Here is an 18,306-nt window from a genome sequence, read left to right on the forward strand (position 1 = left end):
AGTGAAGGATTCCATGCAAATGCCCCGATTGGCGCTCGTCATGATCGTGCGGAACGAGGAAAGGTGCCTTGCGCGCTGCCTCGAAAGCGCGCTTCCGCATGTCGACGCGATGATCGTGCTCGACACCGGCTCGACCGACGCCACGGTCGCGATCGCCGAGCGTTGCGGCGCGACGGTGCATCACTTCACCTGGTGCGACGACTTCTCGGCGGCGCGCAACGCCGCGCTCGACCATTCCGACGCCGACTGGAACCTGATCCTCGACGCCGACGAATGGATCGAAGGCGAGGCCGCCGCGCTCGGCGCTGCCACGCTTCCGCCCGCCTCGATCGCGCCACCGCGCTTCCTCGGCTGCATGCAACTGGTCAACCGCAGCCAGGACGACGCCCCCGCCACCCGCCGCCTGTCGCCCCGGCTCCTGCCGCGCGGGGTGCGCTATCAGGGGCGCATCCATGAGCTGCCGGTCTCGCCGCTGCCGCTGGTGCCGCTGCCGCTTGCGCTCCGCCATGACGGCTTCGAGGAAGCCCAGCTCGCCCGCAAGGACGGCCGCAACGAGGCGCTGCTCCGCGCAGAACTCGCGGTGACGCCGGAGGATTCCTATCTCTGGTACCAGCTCGGTCGCGAGCATCTGGTGCGCGAGCGGCCCGGCCAGGCCGCCGACGCGCTGCTCACCGCGCACCGCACCGGCGCGCCCGACACGGCATGGCGCCACGGCACCGTCGTCGCGACGCTGCAGGCGCTCAAGCGGGCCGAGCGGTTCGAGGAGGCGCTGGCGTTCGCCGACCTCGAGCACCGGAACTGGCAGCGCTCGCCCGACTTCTATTTCGCCGTCGCCGACCTCTATCTCGACTGGGCGAGCCGCAATCCGGCGATCGCGATGAGCGAGCTGCTGCCGATCGTCGAGAGCGCCTGGAAGCGCTGCCTGGAGATCGGCGAGCGGCCCGATCTCGACGGCTCGGTCGAGGGCTGCGGCAGCCATCTCGCCGCGCAGAACCTCGCGATGTTCTACGAGACGCTTGGCATCGACGATGATGCCAAGCGCTATGCCGACATGGCCGCGGGCATGCGCCGGCGGCGCGCCGCCTAGACGGTGAAGCTCTCGCCGCAGCCGCAGCTGCCCTTGGCGTTCGGGTTCTGGAACACGAAGCCGGCGGTGAAGTCGTCTTCCTGCCAGTCCATCGTCGAGCCGATCAGGTAGAGGATCGAGCTGCCGTCGACATAGAAAATGCCGCCGGGCGTCTCGATCTTCTCGTCGAACGGCTTGGCCTCGGTGACGTAATCGACCGAATAGGCGAGCCCCGAGCAGCCGCGGCGCGGGGTCGAGAGCTTGACGCCCACTGCATCGGCGGGCGCCTTGGCCATCAGGTCGGCGATGCGCTGTTCGGCGGCCGGCGTCAGGATCAGCGCGGCGGGGCGGGCGCGGGTGGTAGCTTCGGTCATCTTCTTCTTCCTTCTCCCCTTCCGCTTGCGGGAGGGGTCGGGGGAGGGCCTGTTCAACATGGGAAGAGGACATCCCCTCCCCTAGTCCCTCCCGCACGCGGGAGGGGAATGACTTAGAGCATCCCCAGTTCGAGCTTGGCCTCGTCGCTCATCTTCTGCGGGTCCCAAGGCGGATCCCAGACAAGCGCCACTTCGGCATGGCCGATCCCCGGCACCGAGCCGACGCGCAGCTCGACTTCGCCGGGCATCGATTCCGCCACCGGGCAGTGCGGCGTCGTCAGCGTCATCGTCACCGCGGCATGGCCGTCATTGGTGATGTCGACGCCGTAGATCAGGCCGAGATCATAGATGTTCACCGGGATCTCGGGATCGTAGATCTCCTTGAGCGCGGTGATCACCGCCTCATAGAGCTCGCCGCCCGGCTCGGTGCCCGACAGCGCCTGCGGCTTCTGCGACAGGAAGCCCGAAAGATAGTCGCGCTTGCGCTCGAACGTCTCTCCCACGCTCTCCGCCACGTCATCGACGCGCGCCTTGGGCGGGGCCGCCACGGCCTCCACTTCCTCGACTTCAATCTTACGCTCTTCGTTCATCCGAAGATCCTTGTGACCCGTTCTATTCCAGCAACCAGCGCGGCGATGTCGCTCGCACCGTTGTACACCCCGAAGCTCGCCCGCGCCGTCGCCGGCACGCCCAGATTGTCCATCAGCGGCTGGGCGCAGTGATGCCCGGCGCGGATCGCGACATTGGCTTCATCCAATATGGTGGCGACATCGTGCGGGTGCACCCCCTCGACCGCGAAACTGACGATGCCGGCGCTGTCGGCCGGGCCGAACAGCCTGACCGAGTTGAGCTGCGACAGCGCCTCGCGCGCCTGGGTGACCAGCGCCGTCTCATGTGCGTGGATGCGGTCCAGCCCGATGCCATCGACATAGTCGATCGCCGCATGCAGCCCGACCACCCCGACGATGTGCGGCGTCCCCGCCTCGAACCGGCCCGGCGGCGGGGCATAGGTCGTCTTCGCAAAGGTCACCCGGTCGATCATCGAGCCGCCACCCTGATAGGGCGGCATCGCGTCGAGCAGCTCGTAGCGGCCCCACAGCGCGCCGATGCCGGTCGGCCCGTAGAGCTTGTGGCCCGACATCACATAGAAGTCGCAGCCGATCTCGGCGACGTCCACCGGCATGCGCGGCACCGCCTGGCAGCCATCGAGCAGGATCTTCGCCCCGACCCCATGCGCCAGCTCGGTCGCGCGCTTCGCATCGAGCACCGAGCCCAGCACATTCGAGACATGGGCGAGCGCGACCAGCTTGTGCCGATCGGTGAGCATCGCCGCCATCGCGTCGAGGTCGATGCGCTGGTCGGCGGTGAGCGGCACCACGTCGATCTCGGCGCCGACCCGCTCGGCGACCATCTGCCAGGGCACGATGTTCGAATGATGCTCGAGCGTGGAGAGCAGGATGCGGTCGCCCGCCTTGAGCTGCGTCCCCGCCCAGCACTGCGCGACGAGGTTGATCCCCTCGGTCGCGCCGCGGACGAAGACGACTTCCTCCTCGCGCGCCCCAAGGAACTTCGCCACCCGCTTGCGCGCCGCCTCATAGGCGAGCGTCATGTCGGCCGAGCGCTGGTACACCCCGCGATGCACGGTGGCATAGGTCTCGCCATAGGCGCGGTTGATCGCGTCGAGCACCGGCTGCGGCTTCTGCGAAGTCGCGGCGGTGTCGAGATAATGCCAGCCATGCGGGATCGCCGGGAAATCGGCGAGCAGGTCGAGGGGGCGGGCGTCGGTTGCCACGGTCATAAGCCCCTCCCCTTCAGGGGAGGGGTTTGGGGTGGGGAATGTGTCTCATCGAGACCGAACGCCCCGCGGACAGGCCCCACCCCAACCCCTCCCCTGAAGGGGAGGGGCTTTAGGTTCGTCTGCCTGTTCATAGCGCGGTATCCAGCCACTTGTCCGCGTCCGCCGCGAACGCCTCGCGCACCGCGTCCTCGCCGATGCGAGCCAGCGCATCCGCGACGAAGGCGCGGGTGAGCAGCGCCTGGGCGCGGCCCTTGTCGATGCCGCGGCTCTGCAGATAGAACAAAGCCATCTTGTCGAGCTCGCCGACCGTCGCGCCGTGCGCGCACTTCACGTCGTCGGCGAAGATCTCGAGCTCGGGCTTCAAATTGACCGTCGCCGTGCGCTGGAGCAGCAGGCCGCGCAGCGACTGCTCGCCATCGGTCTGCTGGGCGCCGCGGGCCACTTCGACCCGGGCGGCGAGGCTGGCAGCCGACTTGTCCGCCGCCACCGCGCGCCACAGCTGGCGCGAGGTGCCCTCGACATCCTCGTGGCGCACCGCGACCGCGGCCTCCTGCTTCTGGCTGCCCGAGGTGAGCAGCGCGCCGCCCATCTCGGCGAAACCGCCCTTGCCGTTGATCAGCAGCGAACCGTCGATCCGGCTGCCCATGCCGCCGGCGCCGAGGAAGATCGAGACGAGGCTCGCGGCCTCGCCGACTTCGGCCTCGTCGCGCAGCGAGACGAAGCCGTCCGACTGCACCAGCCGCACCGAGCGCATCAGCCGCGCCCCGCGCTTGAGGCAGAGCGTGGTCAGCCGGTTGGCCCAGCCCGAGCCGGCATAGGTCTCGATCACCGAGGCGACCGCATCCTCGTCGAGCATCAGCCGGGCGGGCACATGGCTCTCGCCGCCGCTGCCGACATGGACGATCTGGATCGAGGTCGCGGCATGCTCGGGACCGAGATGCAGCGACCAGCCCTCGCCATCGGTGAGGCTGCCGAGCGGGTGATCGGTGGTGGCCAGCTGCTGGGTCACCTGGACCGGGCCGGGCGTGGAATGTGCCGGCTCGAAACGGCCATCGACGAACAACAGGCGCGGGCCTTCGATGTCGAGGAACAGCGTGGCGGGATCGATCGCGGTGTCGGCGCGTGGGCTGTCGGCAGCGGCCTTGAGCGCCGCCATGTCGGCCCAGCGCCATTCCTCCATGCGCGGCGTCGGGAGTGCGAGCGTGGTCACTGGCCGGCCCTCCAATTGCGCTTGAAGTCGGCGAGCAGCGCCGGCTTGCGCTTGTCGATACAGGCCTTCACGCCCGCGGAATCGCGCGCGCCCTTGCGGACGCAGGCAGTCGCGGTGCGGCAGAGCTGTTCGTCGAGCTTCGCGTAACCGCTGGATTCGCTCAGCGCGCAGCCGAGCTTGCCGCCCGCACCCTGGCTGACCGTCGCGGAGATCGCCGCGAGCTTGCGCCCGACGACCTCGATGTTGAGCTCGTCCTGCGGCGCCTCCTGCACCGCCAATGCCAGGATCAGGGACAGGATCACGCCGCCAGGATCCCATAGCCTTCGCGCTCCAGCTCGTGCGCGAGCTCGGGCCCGCCCGAGCGGACGATGCGGCCATCGGCGAGGACATGGACGAAGTCGGGCTGCACATAATCGAGCAGCCGCTGGTAATGCGTGATCAGCAGCACGGCCTTGTCGGGCGCGCGCATGATCCGGTTGATCCCCTCGCCCACTGCCTTGAGCGCGTCGATGTCGAGGCCGGAATCGGTCTCGTCGAGGATCGCCAGCTTCGGACCGATGATGCCCATCTGAACCATCTCGTTGCGCTTCTTCTCGCCGCCCGAGAAGCCGACATTGACGGGGCGCTTGAGCATCTCGACGTCCATGCCGAGCGCATCGGCCTGGGCACGGGCGAGCTTGAGGAACTCGCCGCCCGAGAGCGGAGCCTCGTCGCGGGCGCGGCGCTGGCTGTTCAAGGCCTCGCGCAGGAAATGCAGGTTCGAGATGCCGGGGATCTCGACCGGATACTGGAAGCCGAGGAACAGGCCCGCCGCGGCGCGCTCGTGCGGTGCGAGCTCGAGCAGGTCCTGGCCGTCGAACGTCACGCTGCCGCCGGTCGGCTCATAATTGGGGCGTCCGCCCAGCGTATAGCCGAGCGTCGACTTGCCGGCGCCGTTCGGGCCCATGATCGCGTGGATCTCGCCCGCGTTCACGTCCAGGCTCAGGCCCTTGAGGATTTCCTTGCCGTCGATTTCGGCGCGGAGGTCGGTGATCTTCAACATGCTGTCGTTCATTCCTTGGGCCCGAAAATCGGCCCCTTCTCTGACTTGTCGGTATCGTCGCGCTGGGGCTGGTTGCCGGTGGTGAAGCGCACCACCGGGCCGTCCGCGGCCGGGTTCACCGGCGGGGCGATCGGCTTGACGCGCTGGCGCTCGGTCTCGCGGCTTTCCTCGCTGGACGCATTGGGGCCGATCGCGGAGCTCGGCAGCGCCGCCTTGGGCTGGACCAGCTTGGGCAGCTCGAAGACCTGTGCCTTGCCGGGTGCCGGTATCGGCGGCGGCGCGGACACTGCGGCGGCGGCCTGCTCCAGCACGCTCAGCTCGCGGCAATCGGTCACTTCGTCGGCGGTCCTGGCGTAGCAGACCGGCGTCGCCTGGCAGGCATTGCTGTCGCGCCGCTGGCTGCCGCTCGATATCATCACCCGGCAGTTGCGCAGCCGGCCGTCCGCACCCTTGTCGAACAGCATCGTGGTGCGCCCGAAGGTGGCGCGCACGACGATGTTCGCTTCGTCCTCCACGGGGGCGCCGACCGCCTGGGTGGCGGGGACGTCTTGGGCGAAGAGCAGGAGGGCGGCGGTGAGGATCACAGGGTCTCACCTTCCAAAAGCCCCTCCCCTTCAGGGGAGGGGTTGGGGTGGGGCCTGTCCCAGCGGTCAGGCATTTCGCCGAGAGCGGAAGCGATGACCTGGATCACCCCGTCCATGTTCGACATCACCTCGTAATTGCTGACCCGGAGAACGCGAAAGCCACGCTCGCCGAGAATGTCGTCACGCAGCCGATCCTTCACCGCATCATGCGTGTCGCCATCGACTTCGACGATCAGCGCCTTCTGTGCACAGAGGAAATCGGCGACATAGGGACCGATAACCGATTGCCGGCGAAACTTGTGGTCGGCCAATTGCGAGTTGGACAGGTTCCGCCACAGGCGCTTCTCGGGTTCGGTCGGATTGCGGCGCATCTCGGTCGCACGCTGCTGCAGCCACCGGATCTGTTCCACGGACAGCCCCCACCCATCGCTTGGGTAAACCATGCCCCCGGCATGGTTTAGAAATGCCTGGGAGGCATTTCGACCCAAGCGATCCCTCCCCTGAAGGGGAGGGGCTTTTCTGTTCCAGCCCTTGTCGACCGGAGCAGACATCAGCCGACACTCCCCTCCAGCGAGATCCCCAGCAGCTTCTGCGCCTCGACGGCGAACTCCATCGGCAGCTGCTGCAGCACTTCCTTGGCGAAGCCGTTGACGATCAGCGCCACCGCGGCCTCCTGGTCCAGCCCGCGCTGCATCGCGTAGAACATCTGGTCCTCGCTGATCTTGGAGGTGGTCGCCTCATGCTCGATCTGCGCACTCGGGTTCTTCACTTCGATATAGGGCACGGTGTGCGCGCCGCACTGGTCGCCGAGCAGCAGGCTGTCGCACTGAGTGAAGTTGCGGACATTCTCCGCCGCCGCATTGACCAGCACCCGCCCCCGGTACGTGTTGTTCGACTTGCCCGCAGAGATGCCCTTGGAGACGATCGTCGACTTGGTGTTCTTGCCGATGTGCAGCATCTTGGTGCCGGTATCGGCCTGCTGGTGGCCGTTGGTGACCGCCACCGAATAGAATTCGCCGACCGAACCGTCGCCCTGCAGGATGCAGCTCGGATATTTCCAGGTGATCGCGCTGCCGGTCTCGACCTGGGTCCAGCTCACCTTCGAATTGGTGCCGGAGCACAAAGCGCGCTTGGTCACGAAGTTGAAGATGCCGCCGACGCCGTTCTCGTCGCCAGGATACCAGTTCTGCACGGTCGAATATTTGATCTCGGCATCGTCGAGCGCGACCAGCTCGACCACGGCGGCGTGGAGCTGGTTCTCGTCGCGCATCGGGGCGGTGCAGCCTTCGAGGTACGAGACGTACGCGCCTTTGTCGGCGACGATCAGGGTGCGCTCGAACTGGCCGGTATTCTCGGCATTGATCCGGAAATAGGTGCTGAGCTCCATCGGGCAGCGCACGCCCTCGGGCACATAGACGAAGGTGCCGTCCGAGAAGACCGCGCTGTTCAGCGCCGAATAGAAATTGTCGCGGACCGGGACGACCTTGCCGAGCCACTTCTTCACCAGCTCGGGATATTCGCGGATCGCCTCGCTGATCGACAGGAAGATGACGCCGGCGGCCTTCAGCTCCTCGCGGAAGGTGGTCGCGACCGAGACGCTGTCGAACACCGCGTCGACCGCGATCTTGCGCGCGCCCTCGACGCCGGCGAGCACCTTCTGCTCCTCGATCGGGATGCCCAGCTTCTCATAGGTGCGCCGGATCTCGGGATCGAGCTCGTCGAGCGAGCTGATCGTCTTTTTCTGCTTGGGCTCGGCGTAGTAGTACGCGTCCTGGTAATCGATGTGCGGGATCGACAGCTTCGCCCATTCCGGCAGGGTCATCTCCTGCCACATGCGGAAGGCCTTGAGCCGCCATTCGAGCATCCATTCGGGCTCGCCCTTCTTGGCCGAGATGTAGCGGACCGTGTCCTCGCTCAATCCCTTGGGCGCGAACTCCTGCTCGACGTTGGAGGCGAAGCCCCATTCATATTTCTTGTTGGCGGCCGCCAGTGCTTCCGCATTCTTCGTAGCCATGCTTTACACCTGCTCCCCGGCCAGCGCCGGGGTCCGGATCTGATCTGCCGGATGTGGCGCTTCGGCCTGGGCCGGAGCGCTGGAAATCTGGGCGAGGGAAATGCCCGCGAGCGCGCCCTTTACAGCACCGTTCACGACATTCCAGTGCGGCTTGACCTTGCAGCTGTCCTGCACGCAGCAATCCTGCTTGCCGGCATCGACGCAGGAGGTCAGCGCGATCGGGCCTTCGACGGCCTCGACGATATCGGCCAGGCTGATCGCCGCGGCGGGACGGGCGAGGCGGAAGCCCCCGCCGGTGCCGCGCGCGCTCTCGAGCAGGCCGGCGCCGGAGAGCTTGCTGACCAGCTTCTGCACGGTGGGCAGCGGCAGCCCGGTATCCTCGGCGAGCGTGGTCGCGTTGAGCCGGCACGTCGCGCCGCAATGGCGCGCCGCCGCGGACATCATCACCACCGCATAGTCGGCAAGGCTCGACAGGCGCACTTCAAATCCCTTGGCCGCCCTGCGCGCAACCGCGCCACGGGCTCAATCGGATAAATTCGTTCCGATTGGGCAAATGGGCTCAACGGCGGCGAAGGTCAACCGATTCGGGGATCACGTCGGGCAGGAAATGGAAGGTCTCGTTGTCGAGCGTCAGCGCCAGCACCGGATCGATGCGCGCGCGCAGCGAGGTCGGGGTGTGGCCGGTGAACTGGCGGACCTCGTTGATCATGTGCGACTGGTCGGAGAAGGGCTCGACCACTTCGTCGACGCTCGCCCCCTGATAGATGCGCATCGCCGCGCCGATCGCACGGAACTTGCGCTTCAGATGGGCGGGGCTGCCGGCGAAATAGTCCTTGCACAGCCGCTGGACCTGGCGCTCGCCGATGTTCGAGCTCTTGCGGATGCGGGCATAGAGATCGTCGATCGTCGGGTCCTTGGTCGCTGCCCATTCGCGGACCGCGCGCAGGAAGACGAGATGCGCCGCCGGCACCGGCTTCACTTCCTGCTGGCGCATGCGGAGCAGCGGCTCGATCGCGGCGATCATCTCCTCCAGCGTCTCCATCTTGTGGAGGCGGTGCCAGAGCAGGCCGGCCTGCTCGCAGAACAGCTTCTCGCCATCGACGATATGATCGGTGACCTTGTAGGCCGGCAGGCCGATCAGCGCCTTCCAGCCGATCGCGCGCAGCGACACGCCGAAGCACTGGAACGGCCCCTGCATGCGATAGGTCGCCGCGGCCGTGCCCGGGCCGTTGATCATCACCTTCTTGGTGCTCTCGCTATGGCCGTCGGGGAAATGGACCGTGCCGCTGCCCTGGATCAGGAAGCGGAGCTGGCCGAGGTCGACGCGCTCGATCCCCTCGATCTCGCCGCCGTCGTAGCGATAGAGATAATAGGATTCGACATGGGGGATCAGCGCGCCTTCCGCCTTGCGGAATTCGATCTGCGGCCGCGGCTCGCGGTCGTTCATGGCGGCCGGTTGGGCCGGTTTCATCCTGGTTGCGCCCCGCATCTCTTGCCCTGTTGATCCGAGATTATCCCCTCCTCGGATTCCTTATTTTCCACGCAAATATACCGCACAGTCGCGGAATAGAAAAGTGGCCCGGTCAGCCTAAGCCAACCGGGCCAAAAGGAAAGGGTTCCCCCATTGAGCGGAAACCCCTCGGGTCGCAGCACTTTTCTAGCCGAGCGCCCGACACGCGTATTGCAAGGAATCGACATACGCAGCTTTACGGAGGGGAAAAGCGGTGCGAAGGCCCCGTCCATGGCCTATCCGCTCCGTTCCGCGCTGTTCGCGCTCGATGCCGAAAAGGCGCACCGCGCCGCGATCCGCGCGCTGGCGCTGTGGGATTCGATCGGAACCGTTTTTGGATCCGATATGGTTCGATCTCCCATCCATTTGGGAGGATTGACCTTTCCCAACCGAATCGGCCTCGCCGCGGGGCTGGACAAGGATGCCGAGGCAATCCCGGGGCTGTTCGCGCTGGGCTTCGGCGCGGTCGAGGTCGGCACGCTGACCCCCCGCCCCCAGCCGGGCAACCCCAAGCCGCGGCTGTTCCGGCTTGCCGAGGACGAGGCGGTGATCAACCGCATGGGCTTCAACAATGGCGGGATCGACGCGGCGCTGGCGCGCATCGCGAAGCTCAAGGCGCGCAAGGGCGTGCTCGGCATCAATGTCGGCGCGAACAAGGACAGCGACGACCGGGTGGCGGACTATGCGCTGGGCGTCGGCAAGGCGGCGGCGCATGCCGACTACATCACGATCAACGTCAGCTCGCCCAACACCCCGGGCCTGCGCGACCTCCAGTCGCGCCCCGCGCTCGACGAGCTGCTCGCGGCCAGCCATGCCGCGCGCGGCGAGGTCCCGCTGTTCCTGAAGGTCGCGCCCGATCTCGACCGGGCGGGGCTCGAAGGCGCGATCCGGGCGGCGCTCGACAACCATGTCGACGCGCTGATCGTCTCGAACACCACCATCTCGCGCCCGCCGCTGCGCTCGGCGCATGCGGGAGAGGCCGGCGGGCTGTCGGGCAAGCCGCTCCAGGAGCTGGCGCGCGCCAAGCTGGTCGAGGCAGCGGAGATCGCCGCGGGCGCGCTGCCGCTGATCTCGGCGGGCGGGATCGACGGACCGGACGAGGCGAAGCGCCGGATCGATGCCGGCGCCACGCTGGTCCAGATCTATTCGGCCCTCGTGTTCAAGGGGCCAGGCCTGGCCCGGGCCATCGCCAAGGCGCTTGCCTAGCGCGCCAGCTTCCGCAGGCGGAGCGCCAGGCCGATATAGGCCGCGCCGCCGATGATCGCGAGCCAGGCGACCAGCAGCACCAGGCTGAGCGCGCCAGCCGCCGGCCAGCCCAGGATCACCACGCCAAAGGCGATCGAGATCAACCCCGCGAGGATCAGGAAGATCTCGCCTTCGATCTCCTTGCGCAGCGCGACCGCACCGGCGACTTCCATCACCCCGGTGACGATCGCCCAGGCCGCGATCAGGAGCAGCAGCACCTGCACGGTGATGCCCGGCCAGATGAAGGTCAGCAGGCCTGCGGCGATCCCGGCCAGGCCGGTCAGCACCAGCCACCAGCGTGGCGTGTCGCCGCTGCGCATCCCCGACATCGCCGCCGCCAGCGCGAAACAGCCATCGACCAGCGCATAGGCGCCCCAGACCAGCGCCAGGGTAAGCAGCGCGAGGCCCGGCCAGAGCAGCGCGAGGAAGCCGAAGGCGATGCCGGCGGCACCGCGCAGCGCGAACAGCCACCAGCGCTTGCCAAGCGCACGCAGCAGCGAAGGAGTGGTGGATGCGAAGCTGGCAGTGTCGGTCATGGCGAGCCCTCCATGGAAGCGCGTGGCCGTCCGGCATGGGCGGATACCCGCGCTTTCCCTGCCCGGGAGATTGCGCCTGGTTATACCCCCAGGCAATCATCCGATTGTATGACGCCCGACGTAGCGTCTTTGCGCTCCGGCCAAAGCCCGCTAGGCCTAGCGCCATGAAGAAGTTGCTTTTGCTGTTCGCCCTCGTCGCCGCGCCGGTCGCGGCTTCCGCCCAGGGTGTGGTCAGCGCGGCGGATTACCGCGCCGCCGCCGCCGGCACCGAGATCCTCAACGCAGGCGGCAGCGCCACCGATGCGGCGATCGCGACGATGCTCGCCCTGAACGTGGTCGAGCCGCAGAGCGCCGGCATCGGCGGCGGCGCCTTCATCCTCCAGTACGATGTGAAGACCGGCAAGATCGCCACGGTCGACGGCCGCGAGGCCGCGCCGATGGCCGCCACCGACCACTGGTTCTACGGCCCCGACGGCCAGCCGCTCAGCCATATGGCGGCGGTGCCGGGCGGCCGCAGCGTCGGCGTGCCGGGCACGCTGCGCGCGATGGCCCTCGCCCATCAGCGCGGCGGCAAGCTGCCCTGGGCCCGGCTGTTCCAGCCCGCGATCCGGCTTGCCCGCGACGGATTCGACATCTCGTCGCGGCTCGGCAATGCGCTGCGCAGCTATGGCCCGCATGTCGATGCCGGCGTCCGCGCGATCTTCTACGACGCCGCCGGCAAGCCGATGCCGGCCGGCGCGCATGTCCGCAACACCGCCCAGGCTGACCTGCTCGAGCGCGTCGCCAGGCTCGGCCCCGACAGCTTCTATGTTGGCCCGCAGGCCGAGAAGCTGGTCGCCACGGTGAACGGCGCGGCACGCAACCCGTCCAAGATGACCACCGGGGACCTCGCCTCCTATGCGGCCAAGGATCGCCCGGTGCTGTGCGGCAAGTATCGCGCCTACAAGATCTGCTCGATGGGCCCGCCCTCCTCGGGCGGCGTCGCGGTGATGATGATCCTCGCCCAGCTCGAGCGCTTCGACATGGCGAAGCTCGGCAAGGACAATCCCGTCGCCTGGCACCTGTTCGCCGAGAGCTCGCGCCTCGCCTATGCCGACCGCGACATGTATGTCGGCGATCCCGACTATGTGCAGGTGCCGATCGCCGGCCTGCTCGACCGCAGCTACCTCGCAAGCCGCTCGGCGCTGATCCACGCCGACAGCTCGATGGCCGAGGTCAAGGCCGGCCTGCCCGCCGGCGCGCCGAAGCGCATCGCGGTGAAGCCGCAGGAAGTGCCCGGCACCACCTCGCTCTCGGTGGTCGACAAGGCCGGCAACGTCGCCCAGGTGACCACCACTATCGAAGGCGCCTTCGGATCGGGCCTGTCGGTGGACGGCACGATGCTCAACAACGAGCTCACCGATTTCGACATCGTGCCCGAGAAGGACGGCTATCTGGTCGCCAACCGGGTCGAGGGCGGCAAGCGCCCGCGCAGCTCGATGGCACCGACCATCGTCTATGGCCCGGACGGCAAGGTCCGCCTGGCGATCGGCGCGGCCGGCGGCTCGACGATCATCGCCCAAGTGGCGAAGGGGATCATCGGCGTGGTCGATTGGAAGCTCTCGGCGCAGGACGCGATCGCGCTGGGCCTGCTCTATGCGCCCGGCCCGACCGCCTATGCCGAGAAGGGCACCCAGCTGGACGCGATGCTCCCGGCGCTGCAGGCGCTGGGCGAGAAGGTCCAGTCGGCCCCGCTCGGACTCAAGATGAATGCAGTGGAACGGGTGAATGGCCGCTGGACCGGCGGCGCCGATCCGCGCAGTGAAGGCGTCGTGATGGACCAACAGGGCCACACGACCGTTATCAGCCGTGTGGGCGCGCAGCCGAACCGGCCGTCGGAATAGTCGGGGCAAGGCGGGACGCTCCAAAGGGGCGCCCGCAATGGGGAGAGAGAATGCGCAGGCTCGAACGGTTCGACAACCTGGTCCAGATGTTCTTCGCACGGGCGAAGGAAAAGGGCGATGCGCCCTTCCTCTGGCACAAGGCAGGGGGGAAATGGCAGCCGACCAGCTGGGCGGAAGCCGCGCGGCAGGTGGCGAGCCTGTCGGCGGCGCTCACTGCGCTCGGCCTGAAGCGCGGCGACCGGGTGATGCTGGTCTCGGAGAACCGCCCGGAATTCTGCATCAGCGACCTGGCGATCATGGCCGCCGGCTGCGTGACCGTGCCGACCTACACGACCAACACCGAGCGCGACCACCAGCACATCATCGAGAATTCGGGCGCCTGCGCGATCATCGTCTCGAACGGCAAGCTGGCCAAGACACTGCTGCCCGCGGCGATCCGCGCCTCGACCGCGCGGATGATCATCGGGCTCGAGGATCTGCGCATCAGCCAGCAGGGCAGCCTGGAATTCCATGACTGGCGCGCGCTGATCGCCAGGCACGACACCGACCCGCGCGGGGTGAGCTGCACCTTCCGTCGCGAGGACCTGGCCTGCATCATCTATACCAGCGGCACCGGCGGCTCCCCGCGCGGCGTGATGCAGCATCACGGCGCGATCCTGAGCAATGTCGAGGCGTGCTGCGCGATCATCTCGGAGGATTTCGGCTGGGAGGAGGAAGTGTTCCTCAGCTTCCTGCCGCTCAGCCACGCCTATGAGCATACTGGCGGGCAATATTTCCCGATCGGGCTGGGCGCGCAGATCTATTATTCCGAAGGGCTGGAGAAGCTCGCCTCGAACATCGAGGAAGTCCGCCCGACGCTGATGGTCGTCGTGCCCCGCCTGTTCGAGGTGCTGCGCACCCGCATCGTCAAGCAGGTCGAGAAGCAGGGCAATTTCGCCAATTTCCTGCTCGACAAGGCGGTGGCGATCGGCGGCCGCAAGGCGGCGGGCAATTCGGGGATCCGCGACCTGCCGATGAACCTGCTCCTCGGCGCCACGCTCAAGCCCAAGCTCTCGAAGAAGTTCGGCGGGCGGATCAAGGCGATGGTCTCGGGGGGCGCCCCGCTCAATCCCGAGGTCGGCATCTTCTTCCAGAGCCTCGGCATCACGTTCTTGCAAGGGTACGGCCAGACCGAGGCCGCCCCGGTGATCTCGTGCAACCGGCCCAAGGCCGGCCTCAAGATGGACACGGTCGGCCCGCCGCTGGAGGGCGTCGAGGTGCGCATCGCCGATGACGGCGAGATCCTGGTGCGCGGCGAGCTGGTCATGCACGGCTATTGGCGCAACGAGGAGGAGACGAAGCGCGTCCTCAAGGACGGCTGGCTCTATACCGGCGACATCGGCCATATCGACGAGAAGGGCCGGATCAAGATCACCGACCGCAAGAAGGACATCATCGTCAACGACAAGGGCGACAATGTCGCGCCGCAGAAGGTCGAGGGCATGCTGACCCTCCAGCCCGAGATCGTCCAGGCGATGATCGCCGGCGACAAGAAGCCCTACATGTCGGCGGTGATCGTCCCAGATCCCGAATGGACCGCCGAATGGTGCGCCCACACCGCCACCAAGTGCGACTTCAAGGAACTGGCGCACGACCCCGACTACAAGGCGGCGCTCGGCGCGGCGGTGGAGCGGGTCAACAAGGACCTGTCGGTGATCGAGCGCGTCCGCAAGTTCATCGTCGCCGACGAGCCGTTCACGATCGAGAACGAGCAGCTGACTCCGTCGCTGAAGATCCGCCGGCACGTGCTGAAGGCGGCATATGGCGAGCGGCTGGACGCGTTGTACAAGTGATGCATCCCAGATTCCCCTCCCTGCAAGGGAGGGGCTAGGGGTGGGTAAAGAAAAGGCCGGGGTCGATCCCCGGCCTTTTCTTTTTCATCGATGGCGAAGGACGGAGCTCGCTGCGCTCGCAACCCACCCCGACCCCTCCCTTGCAGGGAGGGGAGTTGGAAGGTCACTTCTTCTCCGGCACCACCTTCAGCGTCCAGTCCTTGTCCGGGCGGAGATACTTCATCGCCAGCCCCTGCACGTCCATCGGCGTCACCCGCGAATAGTCGGCGGCGAGCGTCTCGACGCCGGCGATCCGGGCCGGATCATAGGTGCCGCCCTCGACCAGGCGCATCCAGAACATGTTGCCCGAGGACATGCGCAGGATCTGCTGCTTGAGCGGCGTCAGCGCGCGGTTGAGCTCGTCCGCGTCGATCGGCTTGGCGACGAGGTCCGCCGCGATCTTGCGCGACAGCTCGAAGAAGAAGTCGACCTTGTCGGGCGGCACCAGGCCGAGCGCCATGATCTTGCCGCCTGCCGGCAGGCCGAGCGGCCACTGGCTGGCGACCTGGGGCGAATAGCTCACGCCCGCCTGGCTGCGCAGCTGGTCGAGCAGCCGGTCGCGGAACACCGCGGCGAGCACCTCGAGCTTGCGGCTCTCGGTGATCCCGCCATTGTCGGTGCCGCCGCCGGTCGGCCAGGCGATCACCGCCGCGGCCTGGTTGGGCTGGCCCTTGTGGGTCAGCGTCACCGGCGTCTCGACATGGGCGGGGAAGACCACCGGCGCGAGCGGCGCCTTGCTCGCCAGGCGCGGCTTGAGCGCACCGAAGGTGGCGGCCACCGCCTTCACCGTCGCCTCGGCATCCATGTCGCCGAACACCTCGATCTCGATCGGCCCGCTCGCCAGGATCGGCTCCCAGAACTTGCGGAAGCTGGCCGGGGTGGTCGCCTCGATCGTCGCCCGGGGCGGGATGCCCCAACGCGCATCGCCATTGTGGAGCAGCCGCTCGAGGTCGCGGCTCAGCACCGCGTCGGGCGAGGAGGACAGGTTGGCATAGCCGGACAGCGTCGCGACCTTGGCGCGCAGCACCGGATTGGGATCCCAGCCCGGCGCGACGAGCTTGGCGGCGAGCAGCTTGAGCTGGTCGGTCAGGTCGTCCTTGGTGGTCTGCGCCTTCAGCGTGAAGGCATCGTCGTCCATGTCGAAATCGGCGCCGATCTGGCGGCGGCCGGTCAGCGCATCGAGCTCGTCCTGGCCATATTTGCCGACGCCGCTCGCCATCAGCGCGCCCTCGCCGGCCCAGGCCGGGGTCTGGGCGGTGCCGGACAGGCCCGAAAGCCCGCGGCCGAACCGCACATTGACATAGACCTTGCCGGTCTCCGACGGATCCTGGCGCATCAGCATCGTCACGCCGTTGGCGAAGACCAGCTTCTCCATGCCGGTGCCGGGCAGGATCTGCTCGCGGGTCGCCACCTTGCCGGGCACGCCGAGCTTCGGCAGCGCGTCGAAGCTGACATTGCCGACCTGCTTGCGCTTGGCGTTCGCCGCGACATTGGCCTCGAGCGCCGAGGCGACCTTGGCGGTGATCGTCGCGTCGGGCGTGTGGAGATTGACCATCGCGCGCGTCGCGGTGCCCTGGAACACCGTCTTCGACGAGGCGAGCACCGTGGCGGGGGTGAACATCTTGCCGTCCACCGCGCCCTTGAAGATCGCGTAGGAGAATTCAGGCGTCGTCACCGTCTCGTTGATGTCGACCGCCTCGGCCAGGTCGTCGGCGAGCTTGGCCCCGGCCTCGACCGGCGCGGTGTTGATCCGCTGCTTCATCGACGATTCGATCTCGGCGACTTCGCGGTCGATCTCGGCCTGGGTCGGCGGAGTCGCCTGGGCATCGGCGATCACTGCGCGCACGTCGCGCAGCGCGGCCTCCCAGTCGTCCCCGACCGGAAGCACCTGCACCGTGGTGATGTTGGCCGAGCGGCCGACGTCGCTCAGGTCCGCGCCGGCGGCGATGAAGGTGCCGCCCGAGCGCGCCCGCGTCTCGAGCCGGCGGTTGATGATGCGGATCGCGACCAGGTCGATCATCCGCTTCTGGTTGAAGATCACCGTGTCGCCATCGACCGTCCAGGGACGGACGATCGCCATGGTCGTCAGCACCGGCAGCGCCGGCTCGACGATGCTGGCGGCGACCGGCTTGCCTTCCACCGGCTTGCCGAAGTCCGGCGTCGGCACGGCGGGGCCGGTGCCCTTCCAGTCGGAGAAATGCTTGACCACCATCTGCTCGAGCAGCGCCGGATCGACATCGCCGCTGACGATGACGGTGGCGCGCTCGGGGCGGTACCAGCGATCGTGGAAGGCCTGGACGCTCGCCGGCGTCGCGCCGTTCAGCGTCTCGACCGTGCCGATCGGCTCGCGCTGCGACAGCGGCTGGCCGGCGAACATCAGGTCGAGCATCGCGTCCTGCAGGCGGACCTGCGGCCCCGGCTGCTCGCGCTGCTCGGCCAGCACCACCGGACGCTCGGAATCGAGGATCTTCTGGGTGATGTCCGGGCCGGACATCATGCCCGCCAGGATCTTGAAGCTCTCGTCGAGCCCGGCCGGCGTCGCATTGGGCAGGTCGAGCTTGTAGGTGGTCGCGGTGAACGTGGTCGAGGCGTTCGAGTCGGAGCCGAAGGTCACGCCCAGCCGCTGCCAGATCCGCTTCGATTCGCCGTCGGGCACGTGGACCGATCCGCGGAAGGAGAGATGCTCGAGCAAGTGCGCGAAGCCGCGCTCGCTGTCCTGCTCCATCAGCGAGCCGACATCCATGCGCACCCGCACCGAGACCTGGCCCGGCGGCACGCCGTTCTTGCGCACCGCATAGCGCAGGCCATTGGGGAGCCGCCCGAACTTCCACGCATCGTCATGGACCAGGTCGCTCTTCTCGTAGAGCCACGGATCCTTCGCGGTCTGGACCGGGCGCCCCACCGTCTGCGTATCGGGCACGCCCGGAGGATTGGTATTCTGCTGGGCCTGGGCCGGCAGCACCGGGGCGAGCGAGGCAAGGGCGAGGAGCGCGAGAGGCGCACGCAGGAAAGAGTGCATAGAGGTCCATCTAGGAGCGAAGCGCCGGGCATGCCAGCGCGAACCTTTCTCCTGGATGTACGTGGCGTTGAGAATGTGCGGTGCGCGGACGGCCTGACCATCTCCCTCTCCCCTTGTGGGAGAGGGAGGGAGCCGACGAAGTCGGCGGAAGGGT

The 18,306-nt window shown here is 67.6% G+C and carries 17 protein-coding genes; 4 read left to right on the forward strand and 13 right to left on the reverse strand.

The window, feature by feature from the left end:
- The first annotated feature begins 19 nt into the window (after positions 1-19).
- A complete protein-coding gene (locus tag ACEN8G_RS16315) occupies positions 20-1,087 on the forward strand; it encodes a glycosyltransferase family 2 protein (protein WP_413416096.1) in 1,068 nt (355 codons plus the stop codon).
- Here ACEN8G_RS16315 and ACEN8G_RS16320 read toward each other — a convergent pair.
- The 11 genes from ACEN8G_RS16320 to ACEN8G_RS16370 form a co-directional block, all read right to left on the reverse strand.
- Entirely contained in the window at positions 1,084-1,440 is a 357-nt protein-coding gene (locus ACEN8G_RS16320) for a HesB/IscA family protein (protein ID WP_413416097.1), read from the reverse strand. The genes ACEN8G_RS16315 and ACEN8G_RS16320 overlap by 4 nt on opposite strands.
- A gap of 113 nt (positions 1,441-1,553) precedes the next feature.
- The gene (locus tag ACEN8G_RS16325; RefSeq protein ID WP_413416098.1) at positions 1,554-2,030 is read right to left on the reverse strand and encodes an SUF system Fe-S cluster assembly protein; all 477 of its coding nucleotides are present in this window, start codon (positions 2,028-2,030) and stop codon (positions 1,554-1,556) included.
- Positions 2,027-3,238 (reverse strand): cysteine desulfurase, encoded by a 1,212-nt coding sequence (locus ACEN8G_RS16330; RefSeq protein WP_413416099.1) that lies wholly within the window; start codon positions 3,236-3,238, stop codon positions 2,027-2,029. Before ACEN8G_RS16330 ends, ACEN8G_RS16325 begins: the two co-directional genes overlap by 4 nt.
- Before the next feature lie 127 nt (positions 3,239-3,365).
- Positions 3,366-4,448 carry a SufD family Fe-S cluster assembly protein gene (locus tag ACEN8G_RS16335; RefSeq protein ID WP_413418728.1) on the reverse strand — a complete coding sequence of 361 codons (1,083 nt, stop codon included), beginning with the start codon at positions 4,446-4,448 and terminating at the stop codon, positions 3,366-3,368.
- On the reverse strand, positions 4,445-4,750 hold the full coding sequence (locus ACEN8G_RS16340; RefSeq protein WP_413418726.1) for a hypothetical protein: 306 nt from the start codon (positions 4,748-4,750) through the stop codon (positions 4,445-4,447). The genes ACEN8G_RS16335 and ACEN8G_RS16340 overlap by 4 nt, the downstream gene beginning before the upstream one ends.
- Positions 4,747-5,490 (reverse strand): Fe-S cluster assembly ATPase SufC, encoded by a 744-nt coding sequence (gene sufC / locus ACEN8G_RS16345; protein ID WP_307117529.1) that lies wholly within the window; start codon positions 5,488-5,490, stop codon positions 4,747-4,749. Before sufC ends, ACEN8G_RS16340 begins: the two co-directional genes overlap by 4 nt.
- An 8-nt stretch (positions 5,491-5,498) precedes the next feature.
- Positions 5,499-6,074, reverse strand: coding sequence for a hypothetical protein (locus ACEN8G_RS16350; protein ID WP_413418724.1), 576 nt, complete (start codon positions 6,072-6,074; stop codon positions 5,499-5,501).
- Positions 6,071-6,484, reverse strand: coding sequence for an endonuclease domain-containing protein (locus ACEN8G_RS16355; RefSeq protein WP_413418722.1), 414 nt, complete (start codon positions 6,482-6,484; stop codon positions 6,071-6,073). Before ACEN8G_RS16355 ends, ACEN8G_RS16350 begins: the two co-directional genes overlap by 4 nt.
- Positions 6,485-6,624: 140 nt before the next feature.
- Positions 6,625-8,088: a Fe-S cluster assembly protein SufB gene (gene sufB, locus ACEN8G_RS16360; protein ID WP_413418720.1), complete on the reverse strand. Its 1,464-nt coding sequence runs from the start codon at positions 8,086-8,088 to the stop codon at positions 6,625-6,627.
- A 3-nt stretch (positions 8,089-8,091) separates the two neighbouring features.
- Positions 8,092-8,568 (reverse strand): SUF system Fe-S cluster assembly regulator, encoded by a 477-nt coding sequence (locus ACEN8G_RS16365; protein ID WP_413418718.1) that lies wholly within the window; start codon positions 8,566-8,568, stop codon positions 8,092-8,094.
- 79 nt (positions 8,569-8,647) lie between these two features.
- Complete coding sequence (locus ACEN8G_RS16370) at positions 8,648-9,559, reverse strand: DUF6597 domain-containing transcriptional factor (protein WP_413418716.1); 912 nt, start codon at positions 9,557-9,559, stop codon at positions 8,648-8,650.
- Positions 9,560-9,829: 270 nt separating this feature from the next.
- Between ACEN8G_RS16370 and ACEN8G_RS16375 the strand changes: the two genes are divergently transcribed.
- Entirely contained in the window at positions 9,830-10,804 is a 975-nt protein-coding gene (locus ACEN8G_RS16375) for a quinone-dependent dihydroorotate dehydrogenase (protein ID WP_413740623.1), read from the forward strand.
- On the opposite strand, the gene ACEN8G_RS16380 is transcribed toward ACEN8G_RS16375, so the two are convergent.
- Positions 10,801-11,379: an HdeD family acid-resistance protein gene (locus ACEN8G_RS16380; RefSeq protein ID WP_413419039.1), complete on the reverse strand. Its 579-nt coding sequence runs from the start codon at positions 11,377-11,379 to the stop codon at positions 10,801-10,803. The genes ACEN8G_RS16375 and ACEN8G_RS16380 overlap by 4 nt on opposite strands.
- A 164-nt stretch (positions 11,380-11,543) precedes the next feature.
- Between ACEN8G_RS16380 and ggt the strand changes: the two genes are divergently transcribed.
- Positions 11,544-13,262: a gamma-glutamyltransferase gene (gene ggt / locus ACEN8G_RS16385; RefSeq protein ID WP_413419037.1), complete on the forward strand. Its 1,719-nt coding sequence runs from the start codon at positions 11,544-11,546 to the stop codon at positions 13,260-13,262.
- A gap of 50 nt (positions 13,263-13,312) precedes the next feature.
- Complete coding sequence (locus ACEN8G_RS16390; protein WP_413419035.1) at positions 13,313-15,094, forward strand: AMP-dependent synthetase/ligase; 1,782 nt, start codon at positions 13,313-13,315, stop codon at positions 15,092-15,094.
- Between the two features lie 163 nt (positions 15,095-15,257).
- On the opposite strand, the gene ACEN8G_RS16395 is transcribed toward ACEN8G_RS16390, so the two are convergent.
- Complete coding sequence (locus ACEN8G_RS16395) at positions 15,258-18,152, reverse strand: M16 family metallopeptidase (protein ID WP_413416907.1); 2,895 nt, start codon at positions 18,150-18,152, stop codon at positions 15,258-15,260.
- Positions 18,153-18,306: the final 154 nt, after the last annotated feature.

This window comes from Sphingomonas sp. Sphisp66 (genome assembly GCF_047324325.1).
Lineage (GTDB): Bacteria > Pseudomonadota > Alphaproteobacteria > Sphingomonadales > Sphingomonadaceae > Sphingomonas.

Excerpts from the sequence above, each read along its gene's own strand:
- ACEN8G_RS16315 (WP_413416096.1), top strand. The coding sequence starts at position 20 with ATGCCCCGATTGGCGCTCGTCATGATCGTGCGGAACGAGGAAAGGTGC.
- ACEN8G_RS16395 (WP_413416907.1), bottom strand. The coding sequence starts at position 18,152 with ATGCACTCTTTCCTGCGTGCGCCTCTCGCGCTCCTCGCCCTTGCCTCG.
- ACEN8G_RS16330 (WP_413416099.1), bottom strand. The coding sequence starts at position 3,238 with ATGACCGTGGCAACCGACGCCCGCCCCCTCGACCTGCTCGCCGATTTC.
- ggt (WP_413419037.1), top strand. The coding sequence starts at position 11,544 with ATGAAGAAGTTGCTTTTGCTGTTCGCCCTCGTCGCCGCGCCGGTCGCG.
- ACEN8G_RS16390 (WP_413419035.1), top strand. The coding sequence starts at position 13,313 with ATGCGCAGGCTCGAACGGTTCGACAACCTGGTCCAGATGTTCTTCGCA.
- sufC (WP_307117529.1), bottom strand. The coding sequence starts at position 5,490 with ATGTTGAAGATCACCGACCTCCGCGCCGAAATCGACGGCAAGGAAATC.
- ACEN8G_RS16380 (WP_413419039.1), bottom strand. The coding sequence starts at position 11,379 with ATGACCGACACTGCCAGCTTCGCATCCACCACTCCTTCGCTGCTGCGT.
- ACEN8G_RS16320 (WP_413416097.1), bottom strand. The coding sequence starts at position 1,440 with ATGACCGAAGCTACCACCCGCGCCCGCCCCGCCGCGCTGATCCTGACG.
- ACEN8G_RS16375 (WP_413740623.1), top strand. The coding sequence starts at position 9,830 with ATGGCCTATCCGCTCCGTTCCGCGCTGTTCGCGCTCGATGCCGAAAAG.
- ACEN8G_RS16325 (WP_413416098.1), bottom strand. The coding sequence starts at position 2,030 with ATGAACGAAGAGCGTAAGATTGAAGTCGAGGAAGTGGAGGCCGTGGCG.
- sufB (WP_413418720.1), bottom strand. The coding sequence starts at position 8,088 with ATGGCTACGAAGAATGCGGAAGCACTGGCGGCCGCCAACAAGAAATAT.
- ACEN8G_RS16370 (WP_413418716.1), bottom strand. The coding sequence starts at position 9,559 with ATGAAACCGGCCCAACCGGCCGCCATGAACGACCGCGAGCCGCGGCCG.